Below are 18,405 nucleotides of genomic sequence, written 5' to 3'. Positions count from 1 at the left end.
CCCTTGTGGAGAGGGGACGAAGGCCCGATGCCGCGCGAATAGTCTTGTCATGACCCCAGCGGCATGCGACTGGCGTTGACCGAAATCTCAACGTCTCATCACGCCCATGTCCTCTCCCTCCACCGCTCAGCTGCCTGCGCCGGCCCAGGGCCGCGATGCGCTGTCGGTGCTGCATTCGGTGTTCGGCTTGCCCGGGTTCCGCGGCGCGCAAGGCGAGATCATCCGGCACGTCACCGACGGCGGCAATTGCCTGGTGCTGATGCCGACCGGCGGCGGCAAGTCGCTGTGCTATCAATTGCCGGCGCTGCTGCGTGAAGGCTGCGGTATCGTTGTGTCGCCCTTGATTGCACTGATGCGCGACCAGGTCGCCGGCATGCTCGAAGCCGGGGTCAACGCCGCCGCGCTGAACTCGTCGCTGACCCCGCAGGAAGCCTCCGACATCGAGCGGCGCCTGATCGCGGGCGATCTCGACCTGCTCTATGTCGCGCCGGAACGGCTGGTGACGCCGCGCTGCCTGTCGCTGCTGGCGCGGGCGAAGGTAGCGCTGTTTGCGATCGACGAGGCGCATTGCGTCTCGCAATGGGGTCACGACTTCCGCCCCGAATATGTCGGCCTCTCGATCATCGCCGAGCGCTTTCCCGGCGTGCCGCGCATCGCGCTGACCGCGACTGCGGACGAGTTGACCCGCAAGGAGATCGTCGAGCGGCTCAAGCTTGCGAACAGTCCGCAATTCGTCTCCAGTTTCGACCGGCCCAACATCCGCTACGAGATCGTCGACAAGCGCAACGCGGTGTCGCAACTGAAGGAATTCATCCGGGAGCGTCACGCGGGAGATGCGGGCGTCGTCTATTGCCTGTCCCGCAAACGGGTCGAGGAGGTTGCGGCTGCGCTCGCGGACGCCGGCATTGCGGCGCTGCCCTATCACGCCGGTCTCGACAGCAGCGTGCGCTCGCGCAACCAGGATCGCTTTCTCAACGAGGACGGCATCGTCATCGTCGCGACCGTCGCCTTCGGCATGGGCATCGACAAGCCCGACGTGCGCTTCGTCGCCCATCTCGACCTGCCCAAGAGCATCGAATCCTATTACCAGGAGACAGGCCGCGCCGGCCGCGACGGCAAGCCATCGGCCGCCTGGATGGCTTATGGCCTCTCCGACATCGTGCAGCAGCGCCGCATGATCGACGAGTCGAGCGGTTCCGACGACTTCAAGCGGGTCTCGATCGGCAAGCTCGATGCGCTGGTCGGCCTCGCCGAAACAGCGCACTGCCGGCGCCGGCGGCTGCTCGCCTATTTCGGCGAGATCGTGATGGGCGATAGCTGCGGCAATTGCGACAATTGCCTGACGCCGCCGAAAATGCGCGACGGAAAGGTGCTGGCGCAAAAACTCCTGTCCTGCGCCTACCGCACCGGCCAGCGTTTCGGCGCGATGCACCTGATCGACGTGCTGATCGGACGCCTCACCGAGAAGGTGACGCAGTTCGGCCACGACAAGCTTACGGTGTTCGGCATCGGACGCGAGCTCAACGAGAAGCAGTGGCGCACGGTGCTACGGCAGCTCGTGGCGATGGGGCACTTGCAGAGCGACAGCGAGGCTTTTGGGGCGCTCAAGCTGACTGAACAGTCACGCGGCGTGTTGCGCGGCGAGACCGAGGTGTGGCTGCGCGAGGAGGCGCCCGCCACCCGCAGCCGTGGCAGCCGCACGAAAGCCCGCCGCGGTGATCTGGCGCCGGCGGCCGACGCGTCGCAGGGGGATGTCGATCCTGAATTGCGCGCGCGGTTGCGCGCGTGGCGCTCGGACATTGCCCGCGAGCGCGGCGTGCCGGCCTATGTCGTGCTGCACGACGCCACCATCGACGGCATCGTCCGCGCATGGCCGACCACGCTGGACGAGTTGCGCAATGTGCCCGGCATCGGCGACAAGAAGCTCGAGCATTACGGCGACGAGCTGCTGCAGATTGTCAGGACGCGGTAGCCGCGCCACACCTCAGCCGTCATCCCGGACAAGCGCAGCGAAGCGGAGCGCAGATCCGAGATCCATACCGCGTGATTTATCGGTTGCGATCGGTAGGAGTACCGAGCTGCAAGTCTTCGCCAAACACCTCCCTGTAGTTATGGGTCCCGGATCTGCGCTTACGCTTGTCCGGGACGACAGCGGAGTGGAGGCGCGAGGTGCGGCCTACCTTACCCGTTCCGGAACGCATACCCGTAGCCGTTCAGCGCCGGAGCGCCGCCGAGATGGGCGTAGAGGATCTTCGCGCCCTTCTCGAAATAGCCCTTCCGCGTAAGGTCGATCAGGCCTTGCATCGACTTTCCCTCGTAGACGGGGTCGGTGATCATGGCTTCCAGACGCGCGGTGAGACGGATCGCCTCCTTGGTCTCTTCCGACGGCACGCCATAGGCGGGATAAGCGTAATCCTCGATCAGCACGACGTCGTCTGCGACGAGATCCTTGCCGAGCTCGACGAGCCTGGCCGTGTTCTGCGCGATCGAGAGCACCTGCGCCTTCGTCTGCGCCGGGGTGAAGGAGGCGTCGATGCCGATCACTTTTCGCGCGCGGCCATCGGCGGCGAAGCCGACCAGCATGCCGGCATGGGTCGAGCCAGTGACGGTGCAGACCACGATGTAGTCGAACTTGAAGCCGAGCTCGGCTTCCTGCTTGCGCACTTCTTCGGCGAAGCCGACGTAGCCGAGGCCGCCAAACTTGTGCACGGAGGCGCCGGCGGGAATCGCGTAGGGCTTGCCGCCCGCCGCCTTCACCTCGTCGATCGCCTCTTCCCAGCTCTTGCGGATGCCGATGTCGAAGCCGTCGTCGACCAGGCGCACGTCGGCGCCCATGATGCGCGACAGCATGATGTTGCCGACGCGATCATAGACGGCGTCCTCATGCGGCACCCACGCCTCCTGCACCAGGCGGCACTTCATGCCGATCTTGGCGGCGACCGCCGCGACCATGCGAGTGTGGTTGGACTGCACGCCGCCGATCGACACCAGCGTGTCGGCGTTGGAGGCGATCGCGTCGGGGATGATGTATTCGAGCTTGCGCAGCTTGTTGCCGCCATAGGCGAGGCCGGAATTGCAGTCCTCGCGCTTGGCATAGACCTCGACATTGCCGCCGAGATGCTTTGATAGCCGTTCCAGCTTCTCGATGGGGGTCGGACCGAAGGTCAGCGGATAGCGCGCGAATTCTTCGAGCATCGTCAGGTCATCCCGATTGGCGTTGGTGTCTGGAAATTGGCTACCATCGCACTGCGAAAAGGTGCTTTCAAATATTGCGTCTGTACCGCACTCTATCTTGCACAGCCGGCGTCAAAGGGTGCTATTCCTTTCGAGATTGGCCCTAACGGCGGAAGTTTCTTCCATGTCCACTCGTCTCGATCGCATCGACCTTAAGATGTTGCGATTGCTGCAAAATAACGGCCGGCTTAGCAACGCCGAGCTGGCGGAAACCGTCGCCATCAGCCCCGCCACCTGCCATCGCCGCACCCAGCGCCTGTTCGAGCACGGCTTCATTGCAGCCGTCCGCGCCATCGTCGCGCCGAAGAAGGTGGCAAAGGGCACGCTGGTGATGGTCGGCGTCGTGCTCGACCGTTCGACGCCGGAGAGCTTTGCGATCTTCGAGCAGGCGATCACCAGGCTGAAATTCGTGCTCGACTGCCATCTCGTCGCCGGCGACTTCGACTATTTCCTCAAGATTCGCGTCGGCGACATGGAGGACTTCAACCGCATCCATGGCGAGCAACTCATCGCGCTGCCCGGCGTTCGCCAGACCCGCACCTTCTTCGTGATGAAGGAAGTCGTCGACAACGCGCCGCTGGAATTTTGACAGACGGATGTGCAAGCCGTCGATTAGGGGCGACGCCTGCTGTGGGTCGCGCGCGGCCCACCCAGACGTGTACAGTGGAGCAGATAGCTCCCGCCTTCGTGCCATGCATCGGTTTTTGCGACCTCTTTCCATCCTCGTTTCTCGAGATCATATGCCTCGCCAATGAGAGATTACGGGACATAGCAGTTGTGCTGGTGTCTCTACACCACTTGCAAAATCGCACGGCCGTCACGGCAACTTCACTTGCTCCACACAACAACGTAGGTGAGTGTCAGCACTTCTCAACGAGGAGATCCCGCCGTGCGCCTTCCCATTCTCGATCCGAAAGACCTGAGTGCCGAACAGAAGCCGCTCTATGACGACATGCGGGCGGGTATCACGGACCACTTCAAGGGCTTTGTGAACATGCGCGACGACGGCGCGCTGCTCGGGCCGTGGAATCCCTGGATCCGCGAGCCGCGCTTCGGCAAGCCGGTGTGGGACCTGGTCAAGGCGATCGCGGCGAATCCGCTGCTGCCGGCGCCGGTGCGCGAGGTCGCGATCCTCGTCACCGGTTCGCATTTCCGCTCCGGCTACGAGCTCTATGCGCATGTCCTGGTCGCCGAGCAGCGCGGCCTTTCCGACGAGAAGCTCGCGACCATCGTCGCCGGACAGCGGCCGGTCGATCTCACCAAGCAGGAGGCCGTCGCCTACGACGTGGCGTCCGCATTGGTCAGCGGCGGCGTGCTGCCGGAACTGACCTGGCGGGCTGCGGTGAAGGAGTTCGGCGAGCACGGCGCGGCCGAGCTGTCCTATCTCGTCGGCGTCTATTGCATGGTCTCGGTCACGCTGAACACCTTCGACGTGCCGGTGCCGGAGTAGACGACGCGCCACCGAGGCGGCTAGTTGCGCACCGCGTAGAGCGGTGTGCGCAACGTCACCTGGTAGGACGGCTTCGGCAGCCAGGCGATCTGCGCGGTGATGCCGAACAGGCGGTTGTCGTTGTCGTCCATGCGGTCGAGATCGAGGCGCAGGATCGGCTGGGTGAAGGGCGCCGCCAGCGTCCGGCCCGCGACCTGCGCCCCGCCGAACGACTGCACGCCCAGGCGTCCGGTGAATTTCCAGTTGCTCGGCCATTGGTAGTAGCCGCCGGCATAGAGGATGGTGTCCGGCCGGATGCGGACGACCGGACTGGCAATGTCGGTGTAGGTGTATTGCACACCGGCAAGCCATCCGCGTGTCTCGTCCTCGTCGAGCGCGTAGTCGAACTCCAGGATGTTGTTGAACGAATTCGTCATGCCCTGCTCGTTGGGCACCGATTGCGTCAGGGTGGATTGCAACGTGATTGTCGGGATCGTCCCGCCGTTCTGTTGGTAGAGATCGGCCTGCACACCGATGTTCCAGCTCGTGACGTCGAACGCCGACCAGCCGCCGCCTAGGTCCGTCGTCGAGCCGGACACGCCGCCATACAGCGACACGCGATCGCTGACGTCGACGGTCAGCGGCAGATCGACGGCAATCGATTTCGCAGCCGGCAAGCCGCTCGGCAAGGTCGCGCCCCGGCGCGCCGCCAGCGCTTCGAATGCAGCCGACAAGGATGTGCTGCCGAAGCCGAGCCCGAGCGTGCCCGCGGGAATCGTTGCATAGATCGTGCGGAGATCGAGATAGATGTTCGGCACAGCCGGCTTTGCCGGCGCATCTTCTTCCTCATCGGCGGCAATGGCGGCGCCTGCCGACATCGTCAGACAAAACAGTCCCGTCGCGGCAGCGCGCATGGTCTGAAGCCGCGATCGGCTATGATAGGACACGTGACAATCCGACGCCTGACGCCCTAATGACGGAATCGTTCGATAGATGGAACGTGATCACGCGTCTGGTCAAGCATCATCCGCTAGCGGTGGACTGCGCGGTTGCGCGCGGTTACCCTATCGTGATCACATCGACACACTCGCCGGCCGGAGTGCAGGCCGGACATTGGAAGGACGACAGCCATGAACACGTCACGCCGCATCCTGCTCACTGGTCTGGCTGGCCTCGCTGTCGCTCCGAATGCCGTGGCCGCCGCAGTACCGTCGGCCGAACCTGGTGACGTGACGGTTGCCGAAGAACGCTTCGCGCGCGTGATTGCGGCGGCGCATGCGCCCGACGTCACCTGCGCGCGGCAGGCCGAGCGTTATGCGGACGCGCATTGGCCTGAATATGTTGTGGCAGCGAGGGCCGTGCTCGACGCGCGCGTTTGATTCGCGCTTTTATTTCGCCACCGCCCGCCTGATCTGCTCGCCGATCTGCGACAGCACGAGCTGTGCCTGCGGCAAAATTGCGCCCATGGCGTGGAAATTGTGAACCATGCCGTCGTGGCAGACGTGCTCGACGGCGACGCCCGCGGCGAGCAGCTTGCGCGCATAGGCATTGCCCTCGTCGCGCATCGGGTCGAACTCGGCGGTGTGGATGATCGCGGTCGGCAGACCCGCGAGCCGTGTCATGCGCAGGGGCGAGATGCGGGGATCGGCGGCATCCAAGCCCTCGGGCAGATAGTCGGCGAGGTCGGCTTCGATGGTGGCGCGATCGATCAAATGACCTTCGGCGAATTCCTCGCGAGAAGGTGAGGCCTCTTCGAAATCCAGCACCGGACAGATCAGGCACTGCGCGACGATGCTGAGGCCTGCGGTCTGCGCCGCCTCCTGGCATACGATCGCAGCGAGCGTTGCACCGGCGGAATCGCCGCCGAGCACCAGCCGCTCGGCGTCGATGCCGAGCGATGAGGCCTCGCGCGCCACCCATTCGGTCGCGGCGATCGCGTCGTCCACGGCGGCAGGAAATTTGTGCTCGGGCGCCAGCCGGTAATCGACCGAGACGAGACGGCAGTCTGTCGCATGCGCCAGCGCCGCCGCGATGCGGTCATGCGTGGCAATGCTGCCGGCAACGAGCCCGCCGCCGTGAAAGAACACGAAGCCGGGCGCGTGATCACCGGCGCTCGCGGGTGAATAGAGGCGGTAGGGCAGCGCGCCGCCGGGACCGGGCAGCACGCCGTCCGACGTCGTAACGTCAGGTGCATCAGTGCGCGCGAACTGCATCAGCTTTGCCAATGACTGGCGCCGCGCCTCCACGCTCGGCCGGCTCCGCGCCCGCGGCGCGGCCGCAGCCATCATGGTCAACAAACGCTTTGCGAGCGGATCGAGCGGCATGGTGCTTCCGTTTCCCTTGTGGGAGAGGGTAACTCATCATTTTCCCGCAGGGAATCATTTAGAAATTGCGCCCAATAGTGGCGCTATAATACGGCACGACTCCAAGGTGAGGGCCAGTCATGGCCGAGATCAAAAAGCCCATCGAATATTCGCCGAGCTGGACCTTCTTCGAGGGCAAATGGCATGACGGCAATGTGCCGATCATGGGCCCGCGCACGCATGCGGCCTGGCTCGGCTCGGTCGTGTTTGACGGCGCGCGTGCGTTCGAAGGCGTCGCGCCCGATCTCGACCGTCACGTCGCCCGCGCCAATCAATCCGCGATCAACTTCGGCCTGAAGCCGGTGGTCGATACCGGCACCTGGCTGACACTCGCAAACGAGGGCATCGCGCGCTTCGCGACGAATGCCGAGCTCTATGTCCGTCCGATGTACTGGGCGCGGAACGGCTCGGGCGGTGGCGTGCTGTTCGACCCCGAGACCACCGATTGGTGCCTGTGCATCTACGAGGCGCCGATGCCAAAACCGGTCGGCAACGCAATCACGCTGTCGCCGTTCCGCAGGCCCACCGCCGAATGCGCCCCGGTCGAGGCCAAGGCCGCCTGCCTCTATCCGAATAATTCGCGCGCGCTGGCCGAAGCCGCCTCGCGCGGCTTCCAGAACGCGCTGATGCTCGACATGCTCGGCAACGTCGCGGAGTTCGGCAATTCCAACGTGTTCATGGCCAAGGACGGCGTGGTCTGCACGCCGGTGCCGAACGGCACCTTCCTCAACGGCATCACGCGCCAGCGCGTCATCAGCCTGCTTCGTGCCGACGGCGTCACCGTGGTCGAGAAGACGCTGCGCTATGCCGACTTCCTCGCCGCCGACGAGATCTTTTCTACGGGCAATTTCGCGAAAGTCGCGCCAGTGATCCGCATCGACGATCGCGAGCTGAAGCCGGGCCCGCTCTACACTCGCGCGCGCAAGCTCTATTGGGACTTTGCCCATGCGGTGAAGCTGGCGGCTTGATCCGCACTTTCCGTCGTCATGCCCGGGGCAGGCTTGGCAACGGCGGGAGCTGGCTGCGTCGCTTAAACCGGCTGAACTGAAACGCCTGCGTCGAATTCCATGGCGTCTGATGCGCCTCGTTGCGCGTTTCGACCAGTTCGAACGCCGGCCCGAGCTCCGCCGCAAGGCTCGCGCTATCATGACGCTGCACTGGCAGGCCGCTGCACTTCTCAGGGCCGCCGAGCGCAAACGTCGCAATGATGACGTGGCCGCCGGGCGCAACCGCCGACCGCAGGCGCTCGATGTAAGCGGTCCTGTCGGGGGACTCGGTCAGGAAGTGAAACGCCGCCCGATCGTGCCATAGATCGTATGTCTTCGCCGGGCGCCATGTCGTGGCGTCGGCAACGATCCAGTCGACCATTGAAGCGGCTGCGCCGATTCGCTTCCTGGCCGCGTCAAGCGCATTGGCGGAGAGATCCAGCACGGCGACGTCGCGATATCCGTCCAGCAGGAGAGCATCGACCAGCCGCGATGCGCCGCCCCCAATGTCGAGGATGGCGGCCTCGCGGTCCGGATTGGCCGCTCTGATCATCGCGAGCGAGGTCGCCGGAGTGTTCTGAAACCAGCTGACCTCGGCTTCGCCCTTGGTGGCGTAGACATTGTCCCAATGCGTGCTTCGGTCGGACATCGTGCGTCCTCCGGCCTGCCGGGGAGCCGGCGCATAAGAACGATCTACTCGTCCTTCTTCGACATCCGCTCGAGGCGCTCCTGCATGTCCTTCATCTGCTGGCGCAGATCGTCGATATTGCTGTCCTTTGGCACTTCGGGGGTCGCATCGGGGCCCGGCTCCGCGGAACCCGCGGGGCGGCCCGGAGTGGGCGCGAAAGGCTTGAACATCGAGAAGGTCTGCTGGAACAACTCCATGTTGCGGCGGACTTGTTCCTCCAGCGGCGCAAACGGAGTTCCGGACAGCGAGGTGGCGATTTGCTTGCGGAACTTTTCCTGCTCCTGAGTGAGCGACGCGATTGCCTGCTCCAGATATTTCGGCACCACCATCTGCATGCTGTCGCCGTAGAAGCGGATCAGCTGGCGCAGGAAGGTGGTCGGGAGCAGGTTCTGGCCGGCCTTGTTCTCCTGCTCGAAGATGATCTGGGCAAGCACGGAGCGGGTGATATCGTCGCCGGTCTTGGCGTCGTAGACCAGGAAATCTTCCCCGTCCTTGACCATGGAGGCGAGGTCTTCCAGCGTCACATACGTGCTCGTCCCGGTATTATAGAGCCGGCGGTTCGCGTATTTCTTGATGGTGGTGGGTTGGTCTGATTTCGCCATGGGCTCTCACTTGCAAGCGCGGAGAACGGGAACCTGTCGGGCAATGCCGCAGGGCGGGAAGAGTACGCAACGCAACAAAATAAGCATTTTCAAAGGGGTCACGCTACCGTTTTGTACGCCACGGTTAATCGGGCGGCAAAAACGTGCTTGCGAAAGCACCAAGAACGCTATTTTGAATGCGCTGCGGCATGAATTCGGCCGCCGGCCGATTGACTTGCCTCAACGACGTTAACAGGATGCCGTTCGAGACTGGCGAGCCGTTTCCCCAGCCCCGTCTGCCCCCATTCAACCCCCAGGAGATGCCCATGTCAGACGATGTCGTTATCGTCAGCGCCGCCCGCACCCCGGTCGGAAGCTTCAACGGAGCGTTCGCGACCCTTCCCGCCCATGATCTCGGCGCGATCGCCATCAAGGCCGCGCTTGAGCGCGGTGGCATCGAGCCCGGTCGAGTTTCGGAAGTCATCATGGGCCAGATCCTGACCGCAGCTCAGGGCCAGAACCCGGCCCGCCAGGCTTCGATCATGGCCGGCATTCCCGTGGAGAGCCCGGCCTGGGGCGTCAACCAGCTCTGCGGGTCGGGCCTGCGCACGGTCGCGCTCGGCTACCAGGCGCTGCTCAACGGCGATTCCGAGATCGTGGTCGCCGGCGGCCAGGAATCCATGAGCATGGCTCCGCACGCCCAGTACCTGCGCGGCGGCGTCAAGATGGGCGCGGTCGAGTTCATCGACACCATGATCAAGGACGGCCTGTGGGACGCCTTCAACGGCTATCACATGGGCAACACCGCCGAGAACGTTGCGCGGCAGTGGCAGATCACCCGCGCCCAGCAGGACGAGTTCGCGGTCGCCTCGCAGCAGAAGGCCGAAGCCGCGCAGAAGGCCGGTAAATTCAACGACGAGATCGTTCCCGTCACCATCAAGGGACGCAAGGGCGATGTCGTCGTCAGCGCCGACGAATATCCGCGCCATGGCGCAACGGTCGATGCGATGGCGAAGCTCCGTCCCGCCTTCGAAAAGGACGGCACGGTTACCGCGGGTTCGGCCTCCGGCATCAATGACGGCGCTGCTGTCGTGGTGCTGATGACTGCCAAGCAGGCCGCCAAGGAAGGCAAGACGCCGCTCGCGCGCATCGTGTCCTGGGCGCAGGCGGGCGTCGATCCGAAGATCATGGGCTCTGGCCCGATCCCGGCCTCGCGCGCCGCGTTGAAGAAGGCTGGCTGGAACGTCGGAGATCTCGACCTGATCGAGGCCAACGAAGCCTTCGCGGCGCAGGCCTGTGCCGTCAACAAGGACCTCGGCTGGGATACCTCCAAGGTCAACGTCAATGGCGGCGCGATCGCGATCGGCCATCCGGTCGGTGCCTCCGGCGCGCGCGTGCTGGTGACGCTGCTGCACGAAATGCAGAAGCGCGACTCGAAGAAGGGCCTCGCCACGCTGTGCATCGGCGGCGGCATGGGTATCGCGATGTGTCTGGCGCGCGACTGAAGATAGCTTACGCGTAACTGACGCGTAATTTGCGCGTGCGCTGCACACGTGACTGAGTGCGTTGCACGCGATTAAAAAGGCAGCGGTTGCAAATCAAATATTCTTCGCAACCGCGCAAGCCTCGACTAAATACAAACGCCCGGCTCAACGCCGGGCGTTTTGTTCTTGATGTTCGTTCAACCAGCCGCATAATCCATCACTAAAAACGATCACTCAGAAACGTCGGAAGAGTCCAAGGGAAGGAATACGATATGGCACGAGTTGCATTGGTGACGGGTGGTACGCGGGGCATCGGAGCGGCGATCAGCAAGGCGCTGAAGGCGGCGGGGTACAAGGTCGCGGCGAGCTATGCCGGCAATGACACCGCGGCGGAGAAGTTCAAGGCCGAGACCGGCATCGCCGTCTACAAATGGGATGTCAGCAATTTCGACGCCTGCGCCGAAGGCGTGAAGAAGGTCGAGGCAGATCTCGGTCCCATCGACGTGCTCGTCAACAATGCCGGCATCACCCGTGACACCGCCTTCCACAAGATGACGCTCGACCAGTGGAACGCCGTGATCAACACCAATCTCGGCTCGCTGTTCAACATGACGCGCCAGGTGATCGAAGGCATGCGTGCCCGCAAGTTCGGCCGCGTCATCTCGATCTCGTCGATCAACGGCCAGAAGGGCCAGTTCGGCCAGGTTAACTATTCCGCCGCAAAGGCCGGCGACATCGGCTTCACCAAGGCGCTTGCGATCGAGAACGCCAAGGGCGGCATCACCGTCAATGCGATCGCGCCGGGCTACATCAATACCGAAATGGTGCAGGCCGTGCCCAAGGACGTGCTGGAAAAGAACGTGATCCCGCAGATCCCGGTGAATCGTCTTGGCGAACCCGAGGAAATCGCGCGCGCCGTGGTGTTTCTCGCAGCTGACGAGGCCGGCTTCATCACCGGCTCGACGCTGACCATCAACGGCGGCCAGTACCACGCCTGATATGGCGTTTGGCGCAACAAGACTATAATGAAGACGCCATGCCCGGCCTCGTGCCGGGCATCCGCGTCCTCAGAGCCCTCGATTGATGACCGCCCGCACTGCGACGCTGATCGGATTGACCGCGATCCTGATGTGGTCGCTGCTGTCAGTGATGACGGTGGCGACCGGAACGATCCCGGCGTTCCAGCTGGCCGCGATGACGTTCGCGATCGGCGGTCTGGTCGGTCTGCTCACCTGGATCGGCCGCGGCGAGGCGGCCAAAAGCCTGCGTCAGCCACTGGTCGTGTGGACCGTCGGCGTCGGCGGATTGTTCGGCTACCACGCGCTGTATTTCCTCGCACTGCGCTTCGCGCCGCCGGCTGAAGCCGGCCTGCTGAATTATCTGTGGCCGCTCCTGATCGTGCTGTTCTCGTCGTTGCTGCCGGGCGAGCGGCTTGCCGTGCATCACATCGTCGGCGCCGTGCTCGGCCTCGCCGGCACCGTGCTGCTGTTCGCCGGAAGCACCTCCGGCTTCGCGCAGGAGCAATTGCCGGGATTGGCTGCGGCCTTCATCGCAGCCTTCGTGTGGGCGACCTATTCGGTGCTGTCGCGCCGATTGAAGGCGGTGCCGACCGATGCGGTCGCGGGATTCTGCCTCGCCACCGCGGTGCTTGCCGCGCTGATGCATGGCCTGCTTGAAACCACGGTATGGCCGGACACCACGCTGCAATGGCTCTCGGTGATCGCGCTCGGCATCGGCCCCGTCGGTGCCGCCTTCTACGCCTGGGACATCGGCATGAAGCGCGGCGACATCCGCGTGCTCGGCGCCGCGTCCTACGCGACGCCGCTGCTCTCGACCGGCTTCCTGATCGCCGCCGGTTTTGCAAAAGCCAGCGCCAACATCGCCATCGCCGCGATCCTGATCGCCGGCGGCGGCCTGATCGCGGCAAAGGACATGGTGCTGCGGAAGCGGTAGCGTCATGCCGGGGCAAGCCGGAACGGTGGTGCCTTAAGGCTCCCAGCCCTTGGGCGCGAGCTCGAACTTTGCGAACTCGAAGGCGGGCGCCACGGTGCAGCCGAGCAGCGTCCACTCGCCGGTGGTCTCGGCCGTCTGCCAGGCATTCGCCGGCACGATCGCCTGCGGCCGCTCACCGCTCACAAGGTCCGTGCCGAGGCGCACTTCATGCTGGGAGCAGCCGTCATGGGCGATCCGCAGCGTCAGCGCGCCGCCGGCGTAATAGTGCCAGACCTCGACTGCATCGATGCGATGCCAGTGCGAGCGCTCGCCGCGCGCGAGCAGGAAGTAGATCAGGGTCGAACGCGACCGGCCGCTGGCGTCCGTGGTCTGGTCGCGAAACGTCTCGCGGTAATGCCCGCCCTCGGGATGCGGGCGGAGTTCGAGGCGCGCGATGATCTCGGCTGCGGTCGGCATCGATTCCCGTCAGGATTTGATCTTCAAGACTTGTTCTTGCGCTCGCGCAGCTCGCCGAACACCGCGGCGGCATCCGCGCCTTTCATGTGCAGCCTGGCTGCGACCGACGGTTCGTCGGCGCGCAGGAACACGTTTGCTCGCTTCTCGTCACCAAGCAGTGAGGGAACGGTCGGCTTGTTCTCGGCCCGCAGCTTCGCCACCTCCGCCGCGCGCGCCTGCAGCGCCGCATTGTCGGGGTCGACGGCCAGCGCGAACTTGACGTTGGATGCCGTGTATTCATGGCCGCAATAGAGATTGAAGTCGTCGGGCAGGGCACGCAGCTTCAAAAGCGAATCCCACATCATCGGATAGGTGCCCTCGAACACGCGGCCGCAGCCGATCGAGAACAGCGTGTCGGCGGCGAACAGCGCCTTCTCGGTGTCGAACACGTAGGAGATGTGGTCGAGCGTGTGGCCGGGCGTCTCCAGTACGCGCCCCAGCAAGCTGCCGACCTTGACGATCTCGGCATTGGCGACGCGCAAGTCGACGTTTGCGATCTTAGTCGTCTTGTCATGCGGCGCGACGACGCGGCAATTGTATTTCTGCTTGAGCTCGGCCACCCCGCCGACATGATCGCCATGATGATGGGTGATCAGGATGTCGGTCAGCTGCCAGCCCTCGCGCTCGAGCGCCTTCAGGATGGGACCGGCCTCCGGCGCGTCGATCGACGCCGTCGCCTTGGTTTCCACATCGTGGATCAGATAACCGAAATTGTCGTTTAAACAGGTGAAAGTACGAATTTCGGCAGCCATGTCATCTCCTCGCGCTCAGCCCCGCCAGACAAATATGGCGTTAACGTTGCGCAGGCAATGCAATATTCAGCGCGCAGGGTCCGCCTCGTGCATGTTACATTGCCCTCATGACCATTGATGTCGTCGACCTCCGCGAGTTCTACTCCCGCCGCCTCGGGATTGTGGCGCGGCAGATGATCAATCGCGGCATCAGGGAGCGCTGGCCGCGTATCGAGGGCCAGCGCGTGCTCGGCTTTGGCTATCCCACGCCCTATCTCGGGTTGTTCCGCGAGGATGCGGAGCGCTGCATCGCCTTCATGCCGTCGGCGCAGGGCGTCTTGAAATGGCCGACCGGACGGCCGGCGCTCGCCTCGCTGGTGGATGAATTCTCGTTGCCGCTTCCCGACGCCGCGGTCGATCGCATCCTGCTGGTCCACGCGCTGGAAATGTCGGACGATCCGGCCGCGCTGCTGCGCGAGGCTTGGCGCGTGCTGTCGCCGTCCGGCCGGATGATCGCGGTCATCCCGAACCGGCGCGGGGTGTGGACCCGCACCGACAGCACGCCGTTCGGTCACGGCCGGCCCTATTCGCGCTCGCAGATCACCGACCTGTTGCGCCAGACCTGGTTTACCCCGACCGCATGGGGCGAGGCGCTGTTCATGCCGCCCTATGCCGGCGGCTGGGTGCTGAAATCCGCACAGATGTGGGAGCGCGCCGGCGCGGCGCTGTCGCTGCCCTTCGCGGGCGTGCACATCGTCGAGGCGACCAAGCAGGTCTACCGCGCGATCCCCGCCAAGCGCGAGCGGGCGCGGCTGATTCCCTCGCTGGCGAAACCGGTGCTGGTGCCGTCCTCGACAAGCGTGACGCGCAGCTAGAGCTCCGTTCCGATTGCATCGGAACGGAGCTCTAGTTTCTTGTTTCGACGCGTTTTCTTTACGCGAACCGGTATCCACTTCGCTCGAAAACGCTCTAAAAAAATCGTCCCGGCAAGGCCGGGACGATACAGGTCAGAATATCTGGCGAAACGGTTGCGGCTTACTCGCCGGGGGCCACTTCGTCGCTCGAGGCCGCCGGAGCGGCTTCGCGCTCGGGGCGCGGGCCATTCGGCCGGCGGCGCCGCCGCGGAAAGCGTTCGCCGCCAGCAGCGCCTTCAAGGCCGGCGCCCGGGGGGCCGTTCAACTGCGGCTGCGGGCCGGTGATGAAGGAGGGAAGACGATCGACGTTGCCAGCCTCGGCGACGACGACGGGCTGCGGCTGGTTCTGCGGTTGCGGTTGATATTGCGGCTGCGGACGATGGTCACGCTCGCGATGTTCGCGCGGCTGCTGGTTGTCGCGCTGATAAGGCTGGTTGTCGCGCGGCTGATGATCTCGCGGCTGATGATCTCGCTGGCCATCGCGGTCGCGCACGAAGGTCGGCTGCGGCGGCTGCGGGACGAAACCCGGCTCCTGGCCAAAATTCGAGAAATTCTCGCCGTCGTCTTCGCTGTCGTCGCCGCTGCTGTTGCTGATGGGCTCGTCGCCGCGAGGCTGCTGGTTCTGGCGGAACTGCTCCTGAGCGGTCGCGATCAGGCGAAAATAATGCTCGGCGTGCTGGTAGTAGTTCTCGGCCGCAACGGGGTCTCCGGAGGAGCGCGCGTCACGCGCGAGCTGAAGATACTTTTCAGCGACATGCGAAGCCGTGCCGCGGATCTTGATGTCGGGTCCGTTGGACTCGTAGACCCGAGTCATCGGGTTCTGGCCGCGCCGGTTATTGTTGTTGTTATTGTTGCTACTATTGTTGTTGCGGTTGCGCATCCGCTGCTTGTTCTGACCGTTTCTCATGTCCTGCCTTTAATTCCAGCCCTAAAGGTTGCACGCATCACTGATTGCTGAGAGTGACCTGATGACAGCGGTTCACATCGCTCGCGCGCACCGCACGCAAACAGATTGATCCCTGCCGATGTTCGTCGACCGTCGCGTTCAACAAAGACGCGTTCCCCACCGCCAGCATCTATCGCCAGCGAACCCATTCATATCGCCTGCCGAAACAAGCCTAGCTTTGTTGCGTAAGTCTTAAAGCTCAATATCAGGCTTTCGTTCACGTTGCGGTCGGTAAGCAGCGCAGCTCAATGGCCATCGCGCTCAACAGGACCTGCGGTTTGGAACCTTTATCGGTAGGCTCTCGCTCGAGAGAGCCCGGCTTTCGCCCGTAGGTCTACGGGGCCGGCACCGATCTGTTGATCGGAAGGTAGTCGTTCCCAAGGGATATTCCAAGAGGTTTTTTGCAGCCCAATCCGGCTTTTATGGGGGCATTTTTCGGGCCGAAACCGCCCGCGGGATGCCCGCCAGATCGACCTTGGGCGAACTGTCCACCACCAACGCAGCAGCCGTCATCAAGGTTTCAATATTTCGGGCCTGGCCCTGTCCGGCCTCGACGATCAGTGCTCCGCCGGGGGCGAGACGTTCGGCGGCCTGCGGGGTCAGGGCGCGATAGGCGTCGTAACCGTCATTGCCGCCATCGAGCGCCAGATGCGGATCGTGCTCGCGCACCTCGATGCTCAGTTTCGGAATTTCGGCTGACGGGATGTAGGGCGGGTTCGAGACGATGAGGTCGAACGGGCCGCGAAGCGCCGCAGCGTAGGAGCAGGCGACGAAGCTGGCGCGGTCGGCGAGGCCCAGAGCTGCGGCGTTGTCTCTGGCGGTCTTGAGCGCGGTCAAGCTGAGATCGGTGCCGACACCGAAGGCGCCGGGAATTTCGTGCAGCAGCGCGAGCAGGATGGCGCCCGATCCGGTGCCGATATCCGCGATGCGCGGGCGCGGCCCCGATATCGTGAGGCCGCGAAAGATCTCGAGCGCCAGTTCGACCACGGTCTCGGTGTCCGGCCGCGGCACCAGCGTCGCCTCGGATAGCTGGAACGGCAGGCCCCAGAATTCCCGAGCGCCGAGAATGCGGGCGACCGGCTCATGGGCGAGCCGGCGCTTCGCGGATGCTTCGATCCGCGCGGCCTCTTCAGCTGTGAGTTGCCGGGCCGCCTGCGTGACCAAGCCGGTCAGATCAAGCCTCAGCGCAGCTCCGACGAGCAGGCGCGCATCAAGGGCGGGCTGCTCGATGCCGGCCGATTGCAGCCGTGCCGCAAGCGCGCGCCGCGCACTCTCGATACTGTGTCCGGGTTCGAAATCGGCCGCCAATGGAACCATCCTGCCTGGCACCGTGGATAGATCGCCGGGCTTGCTTGCGTCAACGGAAACGAGCGCGTCAGATCGCGCCTCGCAGCGAAGGAGGGATCCATGGCGCCCTATGATGATCAGAACGTTTTCGCGAAGATCCTGCGCGGCGAGATACCCTGTTTCGAGGTTTTCAGGGACGAGCGCAGCCTCGCCTTCCTCGACATCATGCCGCGCTCGCCCGGACACACGCTGGTCATTCCCCGGGCGCGGGCGCGCGGCATCCTCGATATCGCGGATGACGACCTCGCCGGGGTCGCCCGAACCGCCAAGCGGATCGCGATTGCCGCGATGAAGGCCTTCGGCGCCGAAGGCATCATCCTTCAGCAGTTCAGCGAGCCGGCCAGTGGTCAGGTGGTCTTTCACCTGCACATGCACGTCATGCCGGTCAGGGCCGGAATCGAGCTGCTGCCGGCGCAGACGCGCAAGGAAGACATGGCCGTGCTCGCCGATCACGCCAGGCGAATGATCGCCGCGATCTAGACGCCGAGATAGCGCTGGAGCAGCTCCGGCTGGGCCTTGAGCTCCTGCGCCGGCCCCTCGTGCACGATGTGACCGTTGTTGATGATGTAGATCCGCGTCGCCAGCGCCAGCGTGGCCGCCAGGTTCTGCTCGACCAGCACGATGGTTTGGCCGGCGGCCGCGAGCTCGCGGCAGGCCTTGACGAGATCGTGGACGATGACGGGCGCAAGCCCCTCGAACGGCTCGTCCAGCAGCACGATCTTGGGATCGCGCACCAGCGCCCGTGCGATCGCGAGCATCTGCTGCTCGCCGCCGGAGAGCTCGGTGCCGCGGTTGTTGCGCCGCTCCTTCAGCCGCGGAAACATTTCGTAGATGCGCTGGAGCGGCCAGCGTTTCGGCGCAGTGATCCCGGCGAGGATGATATTCTCCTCCACCGACAGGCCGCCGAAGATGCGGCGTTCCTCGTGCACGAGCTGCATGCCGGCCTGCGCGATTCTGTGGCTCTTGCGCCCGGCGATGTCGATGCCGTCGAACTTCACGCTGCCGCTGCGGGGCGTCACGACGCCCATCAGGCTCTTCAGCGTGGTGCTCTTGCCGGCGCCGTTGCGGCCCAGCAACGCCACCACCTCATGACGCTCCACATGCATGGCGACGTCGAACAGGATGTGGGAGTCCCCGTAATAGCTGTTCAGGCCGTTGACCTCGATCAGGCTCATGCGGCGATCTCTCCGTGAACACCGCCGAGATAGGCTTCCTGCACGGCGGCGTTGGACTTGATTTCCTCGGGCGTGCCGT

General features: G+C 64.3%; 20 protein-coding genes. 10 read left to right on the top strand and 10 right to left on the bottom strand.

The features are described 5' to 3' along the window. The first annotated feature begins 106 nt into the window (after positions 1–106). On the top strand, positions 107–1,972 hold the full coding sequence (gene recQ / locus IVA74_RS15135) for a DNA helicase RecQ (protein WP_247345001.1): 1,866 nt from the start codon (positions 107–109) through the stop codon (positions 1,970–1,972). 209 nt (positions 1,973–2,181) lie between these two features. On the opposite strand, the gene IVA74_RS15130 is transcribed toward recQ, so the two are convergent. Further along, the gene (locus tag IVA74_RS15130; RefSeq protein WP_247344998.1) at positions 2,182–3,195 is read right to left on the bottom strand and encodes a 1-aminocyclopropane-1-carboxylate deaminase; all 1,014 of its coding nucleotides are present in this window, start codon (positions 3,193–3,195) and stop codon (positions 2,182–2,184) included. Between the two features lie 163 nt (positions 3,196–3,358). On the opposite strand from IVA74_RS15130, the gene IVA74_RS15125 reads away from it, so the two are divergent. After that, the gene (locus IVA74_RS15125) at positions 3,359–3,823 is read left to right on the top strand and encodes an Lrp/AsnC ligand binding domain-containing protein (protein WP_247344995.1); all 465 of its coding nucleotides are present in this window, start codon (positions 3,359–3,361) and stop codon (positions 3,821–3,823) included. A gap of 300 nt (positions 3,824–4,123) precedes the next feature. After that, positions 4,124–4,684 carry a carboxymuconolactone decarboxylase family protein gene (locus IVA74_RS15120; protein ID WP_247344992.1) on the top strand — a complete coding sequence of 187 codons (561 nt, stop codon included), beginning with the start codon at positions 4,124–4,126 and terminating at the stop codon, positions 4,682–4,684. A 20-nt stretch (positions 4,685–4,704) separates the two neighbouring features. On the opposite strand, the gene IVA74_RS15115 is transcribed toward IVA74_RS15120, so the two are convergent. Then, positions 4,705–5,577: a hypothetical protein gene (locus tag IVA74_RS15115; protein WP_346730949.1), complete on the bottom strand. Its 873-nt coding sequence runs from the start codon at positions 5,575–5,577 to the stop codon at positions 4,705–4,707. Between the two features lie 216 nt (positions 5,578–5,793). Between IVA74_RS15115 and IVA74_RS15110 the strand changes: the two genes are divergently transcribed. Next, positions 5,794–6,042 (top strand): hypothetical protein, encoded by a 249-nt coding sequence (locus tag IVA74_RS15110; RefSeq protein ID WP_247344985.1) that lies wholly within the window; start codon positions 5,794–5,796, stop codon positions 6,040–6,042. A gap of 9 nt (positions 6,043–6,051) precedes the next feature. On the opposite strand, the gene IVA74_RS15105 is transcribed toward IVA74_RS15110, so the two are convergent. Next, positions 6,052–6,987 carry an alpha/beta hydrolase gene (locus tag IVA74_RS15105; RefSeq protein ID WP_247344981.1) on the bottom strand — a complete coding sequence of 312 codons (936 nt, stop codon included), beginning with the start codon at positions 6,985–6,987 and terminating at the stop codon, positions 6,052–6,054. Between the two features lie 119 nt (positions 6,988–7,106). Here IVA74_RS15105 and IVA74_RS15100 point away from each other — a divergent pair, with 119 nt between their 5' ends. Then, complete coding sequence (locus tag IVA74_RS15100; protein WP_247344978.1) at positions 7,107–7,994, top strand: branched-chain amino acid aminotransferase; 888 nt, start codon at positions 7,107–7,109, stop codon at positions 7,992–7,994. Between the two features lie 16 nt (positions 7,995–8,010). On the opposite strand, the gene IVA74_RS15095 is transcribed toward IVA74_RS15100, so the two are convergent. Continuing rightward, complete coding sequence (locus tag IVA74_RS15095; protein ID WP_247344974.1) at positions 8,011–8,661, bottom strand: class I SAM-dependent methyltransferase; 651 nt, start codon at positions 8,659–8,661, stop codon at positions 8,011–8,013. A 44-nt stretch (positions 8,662–8,705) separates the two neighbouring features. After that, complete coding sequence (gene phaR / locus IVA74_RS15090) at positions 8,706–9,302, bottom strand: polyhydroxyalkanoate synthesis repressor PhaR (protein ID WP_247344971.1); 597 nt, start codon at positions 9,300–9,302, stop codon at positions 8,706–8,708. Positions 9,303–9,607: 305 nt separating this feature from the next. On the opposite strand from phaR, the gene IVA74_RS15085 reads away from it, so the two are divergent. From IVA74_RS15085 to IVA74_RS15075, 3 genes are all read left to right on the top strand, one after another. Then, on the top strand, positions 9,608–10,786 hold the full coding sequence (locus IVA74_RS15085; RefSeq protein WP_247344968.1) for an acetyl-CoA C-acetyltransferase: 1,179 nt from the start codon (positions 9,608–9,610) through the stop codon (positions 10,784–10,786). Positions 10,787–11,037: 251 nt separating this feature from the next. Then, positions 11,038–11,763 (top strand): acetoacetyl-CoA reductase, encoded by a 726-nt coding sequence (phbB, locus tag IVA74_RS15080; protein WP_247344963.1) that lies wholly within the window; start codon positions 11,038–11,040, stop codon positions 11,761–11,763. An 85-nt stretch (positions 11,764–11,848) separates the two neighbouring features. Next, a complete protein-coding gene (locus tag IVA74_RS15075) occupies positions 11,849–12,718 on the top strand; it encodes an EamA family transporter (RefSeq protein ID WP_247344960.1) in 870 nt (289 codons plus the stop codon). Between the two features lie 33 nt (positions 12,719–12,751). Here the strand turns inward: IVA74_RS15075 and IVA74_RS15070 are convergent, their stop codons facing one another. Together IVA74_RS15070 and gloB are read right to left on the bottom strand one after the other, a co-directional pair. After that, on the bottom strand, positions 12,752–13,174 hold the full coding sequence (locus IVA74_RS15070; protein ID WP_247344957.1) for a cupin domain-containing protein: 423 nt from the start codon (positions 13,172–13,174) through the stop codon (positions 12,752–12,754). A gap of 23 nt (positions 13,175–13,197) precedes the next feature. Next, a complete protein-coding gene (gene gloB / locus IVA74_RS15065) occupies positions 13,198–13,965 on the bottom strand; it encodes a hydroxyacylglutathione hydrolase (RefSeq protein WP_247344954.1) in 768 nt (255 codons plus the stop codon). A gap of 107 nt (positions 13,966–14,072) precedes the next feature. Between gloB and IVA74_RS15060 the strand changes: the two genes are divergently transcribed. Further along, a complete protein-coding gene (locus IVA74_RS15060; protein ID WP_247344951.1) occupies positions 14,073–14,819 on the top strand; it encodes a methyltransferase domain-containing protein in 747 nt (248 codons plus the stop codon). A gap of 160 nt (positions 14,820–14,979) precedes the next feature. Here IVA74_RS15060 and IVA74_RS15055 read toward each other — a convergent pair whose 3' ends face one another. After that, positions 14,980–15,765 carry a DUF4167 domain-containing protein gene (locus IVA74_RS15055; protein ID WP_247344948.1) on the bottom strand — a complete coding sequence of 262 codons (786 nt, stop codon included), beginning with the start codon at positions 15,763–15,765 and terminating at the stop codon, positions 14,980–14,982. Between the two features lie 459 nt (positions 15,766–16,224). Then, entirely contained in the window at positions 16,225–17,121 is an 897-nt protein-coding gene (gene prmC / locus IVA74_RS15050) for a peptide chain release factor N(5)-glutamine methyltransferase (protein WP_247344946.1), read from the bottom strand. A gap of 90 nt (positions 17,122–17,211) precedes the next feature. Between prmC and IVA74_RS15045 the strand changes: the two genes are divergently transcribed. Next, positions 17,212–17,631: an HIT family protein gene (locus IVA74_RS15045; protein WP_247344943.1), complete on the top strand. Its 420-nt coding sequence runs from the start codon at positions 17,212–17,214 to the stop codon at positions 17,629–17,631. On the opposite strand, the gene IVA74_RS15040 is transcribed toward IVA74_RS15045, so the two are convergent. Next, positions 17,628–18,326: an ABC transporter ATP-binding protein gene (locus IVA74_RS15040; protein WP_247344941.1), complete on the bottom strand. Its 699-nt coding sequence runs from the start codon at positions 18,324–18,326 to the stop codon at positions 17,628–17,630. The genes IVA74_RS15045 and IVA74_RS15040 overlap by 4 nt on opposite strands. Between the last annotated feature and the right edge of the window lie 79 nt (positions 18,327–18,405).

The sequence above is a fragment of the Bradyrhizobium sp. 132 genome, from assembly GCF_023074185.1.
GTDB lineage: Bacteria > Pseudomonadota > Alphaproteobacteria > Rhizobiales > Xanthobacteraceae > Bradyrhizobium.
The sequence above is the reverse complement of the archived record's forward strand: the minus strand, read 5'-3'. Positions and strand labels throughout refer to the sequence as shown.

Coding starts and splice junctions, on each gene's coding strand:
- IVA74_RS15100 (WP_247344978.1), top strand. CDS start 7,107: ATGGCCGAGATCAAAAAGCCCATCGAATATTCGCCGAGCTGGACCTTC.
- phbB (WP_247344963.1), top strand. CDS start 11,038: ATGGCACGAGTTGCATTGGTGACGGGTGGTACGCGGGGCATCGGAGCG.
- IVA74_RS15055 (WP_247344948.1), bottom strand. CDS start 15,765: ATGAGAAACGGTCAGAACAAGCAGCGGATGCGCAACCGCAACAACAAT.
- IVA74_RS15040 (WP_247344941.1), bottom strand. CDS start 18,326: ATGAGCCTGATCGAGGTCAACGGCCTGAACAGCTATTACGGGGACTCC.
- recQ (WP_247345001.1), top strand. CDS start 107: ATGTCCTCTCCCTCCACCGCTCAGCTGCCTGCGCCGGCCCAGGGCCGC.
- IVA74_RS15085 (WP_247344968.1), top strand. CDS start 9,608: ATGTCAGACGATGTCGTTATCGTCAGCGCCGCCCGCACCCCGGTCGGA.
- prmC (WP_247344946.1), bottom strand. CDS start 17,121: ATGGTTCCATTGGCGGCCGATTTCGAACCCGGACACAGTATCGAGAGT.
- gloB (WP_247344954.1), bottom strand. CDS start 13,965: ATGGCTGCCGAAATTCGTACTTTCACCTGTTTAAACGACAATTTCGGT.
- IVA74_RS15095 (WP_247344974.1), bottom strand. CDS start 8,661: ATGTCCGACCGAAGCACGCATTGGGACAATGTCTACGCCACCAAGGGC.
- IVA74_RS15045 (WP_247344943.1), top strand. CDS start 17,212: ATGGCGCCCTATGATGATCAGAACGTTTTCGCGAAGATCCTGCGCGGC.
- IVA74_RS15125 (WP_247344995.1), top strand. CDS start 3,359: ATGTCCACTCGTCTCGATCGCATCGACCTTAAGATGTTGCGATTGCTG.
- IVA74_RS15130 (WP_247344998.1), bottom strand. CDS start 3,195: ATGCTCGAAGAATTCGCGCGCTATCCGCTGACCTTCGGTCCGACCCCC.
- IVA74_RS15075 (WP_247344960.1), top strand. CDS start 11,849: ATGACCGCCCGCACTGCGACGCTGATCGGATTGACCGCGATCCTGATG.
- IVA74_RS15105 (WP_247344981.1), bottom strand. CDS start 6,987: ATGCCGCTCGATCCGCTCGCAAAGCGTTTGTTGACCATGATGGCTGCG.
- IVA74_RS15110 (WP_247344985.1), top strand. CDS start 5,794: ATGAACACGTCACGCCGCATCCTGCTCACTGGTCTGGCTGGCCTCGCT.
- IVA74_RS15060 (WP_247344951.1), top strand. CDS start 14,073: ATGACCATTGATGTCGTCGACCTCCGCGAGTTCTACTCCCGCCGCCTC.
- phaR (WP_247344971.1), bottom strand. CDS start 9,302: ATGGCGAAATCAGACCAACCCACCACCATCAAGAAATACGCGAACCGC.
- IVA74_RS15115 (WP_346730949.1), bottom strand. CDS start 5,577: ATGCGCGCTGCCGCGACGGGACTGTTTTGTCTGACGATGTCGGCAGGC.
- IVA74_RS15070 (WP_247344957.1), bottom strand. CDS start 13,174: ATGCCGACCGCAGCCGAGATCATCGCGCGCCTCGAACTCCGCCCGCAT.